General features: G+C 68.0%; 6 protein-coding genes. 2 read left to right on the top strand and 4 right to left on the bottom strand.

The features are described from left to right. From VM221_13935 to VM221_13920, 4 genes are all read right to left on the bottom strand, one after another. Nucleotides 1-1498, bottom strand: a 1498-nt coding sequence (locus tag VM221_13935; protein HUT75922.1) for an ABC transporter transmembrane domain-containing protein, incomplete at its 3' end; no start/stop codon positions are given. Between the two features lie 185 nt (nucleotides 1499-1683). After that, nucleotides 1684-2655, bottom strand: coding sequence for a metallophosphoesterase (locus tag VM221_13930; GenBank protein ID HUT75921.1), 972 nt, complete (start codon nucleotides 2653-2655; stop codon nucleotides 1684-1686). Between the two features lie 188 nt (nucleotides 2656-2843). Further along, on the bottom strand, nucleotides 2844-3173 hold the full coding sequence (locus VM221_13925; GenBank protein HUT75920.1) for a hypothetical protein: 330 nt from the start codon (nucleotides 3171-3173) through the stop codon (nucleotides 2844-2846). Nucleotides 3174-3564: 391 nt separating this feature from the next. After that, nucleotides 3565-5526, bottom strand: a complete 1962-nt coding sequence (locus tag VM221_13920) for a DUF6785 family protein (protein ID HUT75919.1) — start codon at nucleotides 5524-5526, stop codon at nucleotides 3565-3567. An 80-nt stretch (nucleotides 5527-5606) separates the two neighbouring features. Here VM221_13920 and VM221_13915 point away from each other — a divergent pair, with 80 nt between their 5' ends. Continuing rightward, nucleotides 5607-6176 carry a nitroreductase family protein gene (locus VM221_13915; GenBank protein HUT75918.1) on the top strand — a complete coding sequence of 190 codons (570 nt, stop codon included), beginning with the start codon at nucleotides 5607-5609 and terminating at the stop codon, nucleotides 6174-6176. A gap of 44 nt (nucleotides 6177-6220) precedes the next feature. Beyond that, a partial coding sequence (locus tag VM221_13910) for a M24 family metallopeptidase (protein HUT75917.1) occupies nucleotides 6221-7080 on the top strand: 860 nt, incomplete at its 3' end.

Raw genomic sequence — 7080 nt, 5'->3', positions numbered from 1 at the left:
CGAACACCCGCTCGGCGGAGGTGGTGGCGCGCTGGATGCGCTCATTGAGGTTGGCGAGCGTGGTCACCGGACCGTAGAGCTGCCACAGAAGGCCAGTGAACATGAAGAGGGTGCCAACCGACAGGTTCCGTTCCATGCCGTGACTGGTAAGGTGCATCCCGATGGCCTGACTGCCGCCATATGACCAAACGATGATGGTGCCGATGCCGCTGGAGGCGGTCATCAGGGCCGAGAACGCGCTGCGGGTGCGCGCGGCCGCGACGATGGCGCTGACGTAGCTGCGGTCACGCTGCTCGAAGCGCTCGGCCTCGCGCGGCTCCTGGGCGAAAGCCTTGACCACCCGCACGCCGGGGATGGTGTCCGCGAGCATGGCGTTGATGGAGCCCATGCGCCGCCACGCGCTGCGATAGAAACGGCGCACCCGGCGCCCCAGCATGATGGACAGCAGCACCAGCAGCGGAACCGGTATCATCACCAGCAGCGTCAAGCGCACACTCTGCGCCAGCATTATGCCCACGACGACGATGACCATGAACGCCTGCACCAGGATGTCCTGCAGGCTGCTGGCCACGAACTCCTGGATATGCTGGGTGTCGTGTGTGATGCGGCTCAGCAGCTGCCCGGTCTGGCGCTTCTCATAGAAGCTCACGGCGAGCTTCTGCAGGTGGTTGTAGGCATGGCGCCGGATGTCGGCGACGATGTACTGCCCGAGGGTGGCGATGATGTAGGAATTGCCCCACGTCAGCGCGCTGCGCGCCAGCAGCACCCCCAGCAGCGCCACCACGTACTTCATCAGCAGGCCGTAGTTACGAGGCGTTATCGCGTCGTCAATGATGTGCTTGCTCAACCAAAGAGGGGCCGCCTGGGACAACGTGAAGGCGAAAGTAACGGCGACGCCGAGGGTGAGCGTAGGCCAGTACGGGCGCAGATAGCCGAACAGGCGGATCATCAGCCGCTTGCGGTTGATGCACGCCCGACAGATATCGCCCTCGGGGAGCGGCCGCCCGCACTGCGGGCACCGCAGGGGCGGGCGCTCCCGGCGCTCGCGCTCCACCTCGGTGGCGGCCGTCGTTTCCTCCCCGGCCGCGCGGCGGCGTTCGCGCAGGCGCTCGGCGATCTGGTCCCGCGTCTCATGGAACAGGTCCTCGAGCGCGCGCGAGAACCGGATGAGCTCGGTGCGCTCGCCCCGGCGGATCGCGCTCAGCGCCCCGCCGCCCACATATTCGTCGATCTCCACCGCATCGAGGTCATCCAGCCGCAGATCGTGACGCACCAGAAGCTCGTCGTCCTCGATCTCGACTACCGCCAGGCGCCGGTCCGTCACCACCAGCCATGAGACGCCAAAGCGACCATCCACCAGAACATCGCCGGCCGCCGCAGCCTCGATCGGCTCGTCCGCGGCCAGCCATTCATCCGCCCATCCTCGCACCTCATGGGGAAGATCGAGGCCTCGGGCCTGGGTTGAGCCGTCTTTCAGGTTGTCTCTACCGCGCGCCAATTTGATCCCGTCGTCCCTTACCTGCTATTGGTGTTGCGCATCGCGGTGGGTACCTCCTGCTGCGGTCGTGCGCACCGTGGAGGCGCCGCGGCACATAGGGCTGCAGTGGCGCCGATCACCGCCCCCTGCGCGCGGGTGACCTCCGTCCGCCTGCCACCCCGGGGCTTGGCCACGCTCGCCGCCGGTCACTGCCCAGCACCGCTGATCCATTTCCGCGGGTCAATGACGAAGCTCGTGCCATCGAGCTTATGCACCGTCTCGCGCAGGCCGTCGGGGCCGGCCTCCACCTGCACCACATGGTAGAAGTTCCCGGGCGCGGTCGCGTCGTACAGCGGCGCGCCCGCGCCGCCGGTCAGGACGTATCGCACGCCCCGGTGCTCCGCGACATCGAAGCCGTGGATGTGACCAACGTAAACGCGCTCGACCCGCTTGGCGGCCATCAGGTCCGCGAATTCCCGCGCGCCCGTGGCGAACGAGTGCCAGCTCCACTCCTCGATCACCGACGGCGGAAGGTGGATGAGGACGATCTTGCGCAAGTCCGTCGTCAGCGCCCGGTCGAGCCAGGCCAACCGCTGCGCGCTGATCGCCTTGCTCGCGTTGTCAACGCTCACGAAGCGGTACCCCTTGCAGTCGAAGTGGTAGTCGGTCCGCCCGAACAGATCCCGGTAGAGCCCGCCGCCGGACGGCCCCAGCTCATGATTGCCGATGACGATCAGGAACGGCCAGCGCACGTCGTTGATCTGGCTGAAGAACTGCGCGAACTCCTCCGGCTTGCCGCCGGGCACGATGTCCCCGGTGTTGATGGAGAAATCCGGCCTCAACCCCGCGCTGATTCCCAGCAGGTCGCCGAAGACCTTGGGATTGGAGCGGCTGTCCCCCATCACTACGAACCTGAACGTCTCCCCTGGGCCGCCGCAGTTAGCCTTGATCCGGGCGATCTGCGTCGCGGTCCGCCATGGTCTCGCCGCCGCAAGCAGGTGCGACCGGTCGGCGGAACCGGTCGCGCTTTGCGCCGTCGGAGCTGCCATTCCGTCCGCCCACGCCCGGCCGGTTGCGATCCCCGCCGCGTACCGCTGGGGCGCCGCCACCATGGGACCGACAACCGCCGCCCAGACGGCCAAAGCCGCTGCCATCAATACTCTGTAGGTTCCACGCATCACGGACCTCCTTCAAGCCAGGCTTGTTGACTGCCGGCACGCATGACGCCCCCGGTATCATGGTAGTTCTGCCCGGATGCGCCCGGCCCTGCTCGCCGACGGCGATGGAGCCTGGCCGCCCCCGGCCGGGAAGTCACTGGCGAGCCGCCCATGCTCGGCGTCGTCCACCGGCAGGTGCGCGCGCAGCGTTACGCCAGACGAGGGAGGACGCTGTGGCGACGCACTAGCGAGCGCACCCATGGCGGCGTACCGGCAGGGGCGCGCTTGTGGAACCAGTGCTCGCCCTCGATACCCTCCGGGTAGCGGACCGCCACCAGCGGCCGGTCGCGCAAATGCGGCAGCAGATAGGGGAAAACAGCGACGTAGTATGCGATGAGGTCGCCCTGGCGCAGCCCCGACTGAGGCCAGAAGGTCTTGTCGAGGTGAGTCAGGTGCAGCGCGCGCCCGTCAATCTCAAGCGTGACTGCCTGCCCCGCGGCCTTCAACCGGCGGCGCAGCTCCCGCAGCCTCGGCGACACCGTGACCCCTTTGGATGACGAGCGCCGACGCCGCCCCGTTGCAGCGGCAGCGGAGCCGGCGGCGCATGGATCGCGCCGCCGGCATTCATCCCACTCTCGTCAGCAGGTGCACGCTGACTTCTCGGCGCAGCCCTTGCAGCAATACAGCTTGTCGCCCTTCTTGTAGGGCTCGGCCTTCATTTCGGCGCCGCAGCCGGCGCATTTCTTGACCTTCGAACTGCTACAACCACAACCCATTGCATCTCCCTTCGCGGGGAGCCCCCCCGGCCTGGCACCGCACATCCCGGCCGACGAGCGCTCCCCTGCAGATTCCTGCCTGGGTCAAGGTTATCAGGTCTGCGGCACCGCGGTCAAGGCGAGGATGTCGCCCGTGAGCGACAGACGCCGCCGTTCAACGGATGAATATCTGGTAGGTCTCGACGTTGGCCACCGGGCCGATGATGGCCCAAATCGAGCCGATGGTGTAGTCGCCCAGGATGAGGCCCAGGAAGAATGGGACGGCGGCGCGGTGGATGCGCATACCGCCATAGCGGACCAGCACCAGCTTCGCCAGCCACGCGATGAAGAAGGCGAACCAGAAGTAGTCCATGGCGTAGCTCACGCCCAGCGCGTAGCCCGCCGGGTGGAAGGGCCACCACCCGAACCGCGCGTGCAAGAGCCCCAGCGCGCCGACGAACAGGAAGCCGGCCGCGGTCGCGATGCGGTTGGCGCCCTGGGCGGGCTCGCCGGACTCGATCCAGTGCTGCAGTCTCCCGAAAGCCTCGCTTCCGGCCCACCATTTGAACCCCAGGTCCTTGACCAGCGCGCCGCTGCGGTATGACTCGTGCAGGTGCGCCCAATAGGTCGCCACCATGGCGAGCGCGGTGGTGCCGAACATGACCCACAGCAGGCGCCGGCGGTCCACCGCCGCGACCTCGCCCAGCTTGAACCCTTCAAGCTGGTTGGGCATAGGGTGGTTGCGGTAACAGCGGTTGAGCCAGTGGGTCTGCGCCATGCCCACCAGGTTGCGCGAGCCCAGGGTCTCGGTGCCCAGGGCGGTGACCATGATCTGCGCCGGGTTGACGAAGTAGATCTCGTGCGGCGCGCCCAGCTCAGCTCGCACGCGGGTCATGGCGAGTGCCAGCAGGAAGTAAAGCCCGAAGAAGGGCGCAATCGCGTACCACGACATGCCCGCATAATGCCAGAACGCCGCCACGAATACCGCTCCCGCCGCCAGCGCCAGCAGGGCCGAGCGATAACGCAGCGGCTCGCGGCTGTCATCGAGCGGGCCCCGCCCCCAGGCCGTGGTCCAGACCTGCCGCAGCCATCCGCGCGTCGCCCACAGCAGGAACACCGCGAGCCCCACCCACGCCCCCGAGGCCTGGGCGTTGATGTAAGGGAAGTCCTGCGCGCGGTCGAAGCCCAAGGTCGCCCCGCCCACGTTCTCGAACTTGCGAAAGAGGTAGAAGAACCAGCAGGAGAAGGAGAGATCGAGCGGCAGGAAGTACGCCAGGCCGATAGCGAAAGGGTAGAAGGACAGGGGCAGGTTGCCCCCCGCGGTCCACGGCCAAGCGTGAAAGGCGATCCAGGTATCCGCGAAGCGCACCCCCAGGAAGGGCAGCGTCGGGTAGAACTGGTGCAGACCGTTGAGCAGCCCAATGCCCGCGGCGATGACGAATCCGGCCCACATCAGGCGCGCGCGGAAGAACGTCGTCGCGGCGCCGCCGGTGGTCATCGCCAGCGGCAGTTGGATGATGGGAAAGGCGAGTCGCTCGTGCTCGGTCCAGGCGCGGCGGAAGATGACGTTGAGGCACAGCATCATCATCACCAGCACCATCACCAACGCCGACCACCACCCCAGCGGCGCCAACCACGGGCGCAGGTTGGACCAGCGGTAGATGGTGGAGTTTCCATCGTAGAAGCCGTGCAAGGCCTCGAGGTCCCACACCTGGAGGTGGCGCGGCACCAGGGAACCGAAGGTCTCGGGCCACGGGAGATTGGGATTTTGGTGGGTGTACCAGGCGTAGTGGGTGATGCTGCCGAACATGTTCTGCAGCGTATCGTGGCCCGCCATCGTCACCGACATGACGAGCATGATGTACACGGTCAGCAGTTCGCCCTGGGTCAGCGCCCGCCGCGGCGCCAGCCGGCCCCACAGCAGGTTGCCTGCGGTCACCACCGCGAGCATGAATACCGGGGTCACGAACAGGGGCGTGCAACTGCCGTCGAGGGTGTACCAGCGCACCTCGATGATGATCACCCAGTAGCAGCTGAGGGGCACCAGCGCCGCCCCCAGGAGCACCGCCCGCAGGGTGACCCCGCGGGCCGCGCCGATGCGCTCGTCGCGGTGAGGTGATTGGCATGCGCTGGTCATCACCGGCGTGTTTCGCAGCGCGGGAACCCGCCTCCTGCCTGCCAATGGCGGCGCAGCGACAAGCGAGAGGGAGCTGACGGATGGAACTGGAGCAAGCGATCGCGTCCCGCCGCACCATTCGCCGCTTCGAGCAGCGGCCGGTGGCGGCCGACGACCTGCGCGCCATCGCCGACGCGGGGCGGCTGGCGGCCAGCGCAGGCAACCGCCAGCCGTGCCGGTTCATCGCGGTGTCGGAGCGGGAATTGGTGGGGCGGCTGCACGACTGCGTCGCCTGGCTGGCGGCGGCCGGCGACCCACCCCCGCAGGCGCGGCCGATGGCCTACGTCGCGATTCTCGCCGACCCGGAGGTCAATCGCAACTATGCCTCCGACTGCGCGGCGGCGGCGCAGAACATGCTGCTGGCGGCGCACGGGCACGGCCTCGGCGGCTGCTGGATCGGGTCGGTGCGGCGCGATACGCTGCAAGAGCTGCTGGCCATCCCGGCCGGGCTTGAACTCTATGCGGTGATCGCTCTGGGGTATCCGGCCGAGCGCGCCGAGACCTATGATGCGCCCGCCACAGTGGCGGTGACGCGGAGCGACGACGGCGTCCTGCGCGTTCCCAAGCGCCGGCTGCAGGACGTGCTGCGTTTCCAGCGCTGGGGAGGCTGACGGACGCGCCGCGGTTGCGTCTGACAGAGAAAGGAGATCGCGAAATGGCTTATCTGCCGACGCAGGAGCGCGATCGCCGGCTGGCGGCGGTGCGCGACATCCTGCAGCAAGAGGATCTGGACTTGGCGCTCGTGTACTACGACGAGTTCAACATCGGTAACGGCTGGTACCTTACCGGCTGGTGTCCGCAGTTTGAGAGCGGCGCGGTGCTGGTGCCGCGCGACGGGGAACCGCTGATACTCGGCGGCCCCGAGAGCGAGCCCTTCGCCCGGCTCGACAGCGCGGTCACCGAGACCCGCAACTTGCCGTGCTTCATGGTCCCCGACGAGGAGTACCCCAACGCCGTCATCACCGACTGGCCGGCGGTCTTTGCCGAGGTCGCCGGCGCGGGCAAGATCAGACGCGCCGGTCTCGTAGGCGCCGAGCGCATGCCCGCCGGCGTCTATCGGCAGATCAACGAGGCTCTTCTCGGCGTGGAGCTCCAGGACCTCACCGGAAGCTACGAGGCGCTGCGCGCGATGAAGAGCCCATGGGAGCGGGAGATGATCCGCCAGGCCTTTGCCATGGCCGATGACGCGATCGCGGCGATGCAGGCCCAGGTCGCGCCCGGGGTGCGGGAATACGCGGTGGCGGCGGAGGGCGAGCACGCCGCGCGCAAGGCGGGCGCCAGCGGCTTCGCCTTCACCGCCATCGTCGGCAGCGGCCCGCGGTCGAACGCGGTAGTCCCGACCGCCAGCGACCGGGAGATCGCGGAGGGGGAGATGGTCATGCTCGGCATCTCTCCGAGGTGCAAGGGGTACGCCGGCGTCGCGGGCGTGACCGCGGTGGCCGGCAAGCCCGCCGACGAGCAGAAGGAATGCCTGCGCCATCTTTCCCGCGCCTTCGTCTTGACCAAGCAGATGCT

The sequence above is a fragment of the Armatimonadota bacterium genome (assembly GCA_035527535.1).
Lineage (GTDB): Bacteria > Armatimonadota > Hebobacteria.
This window is presented reverse-complemented; position numbering and strand designations above follow the sequence as displayed.

Excerpts from the sequence above, each read along its gene's own strand:
- VM221_13915 (HUT75918.1), top strand. The coding sequence starts at position 5,607 with ATGGAACTGGAGCAAGCGATCGCGTCCCGCCGCACCATTCGCCGCTTC.
- VM221_13920 (HUT75919.1), bottom strand. The coding sequence starts at position 5,526 with ATGACCAGCGCATGCCAATCACCTCACCGCGACGAGCGCATCGGCGCG.
- VM221_13930 (HUT75921.1), bottom strand. The coding sequence starts at position 2,655 with ATGCGTGGAACCTACAGAGTATTGATGGCAGCGGCTTTGGCCGTCTGG.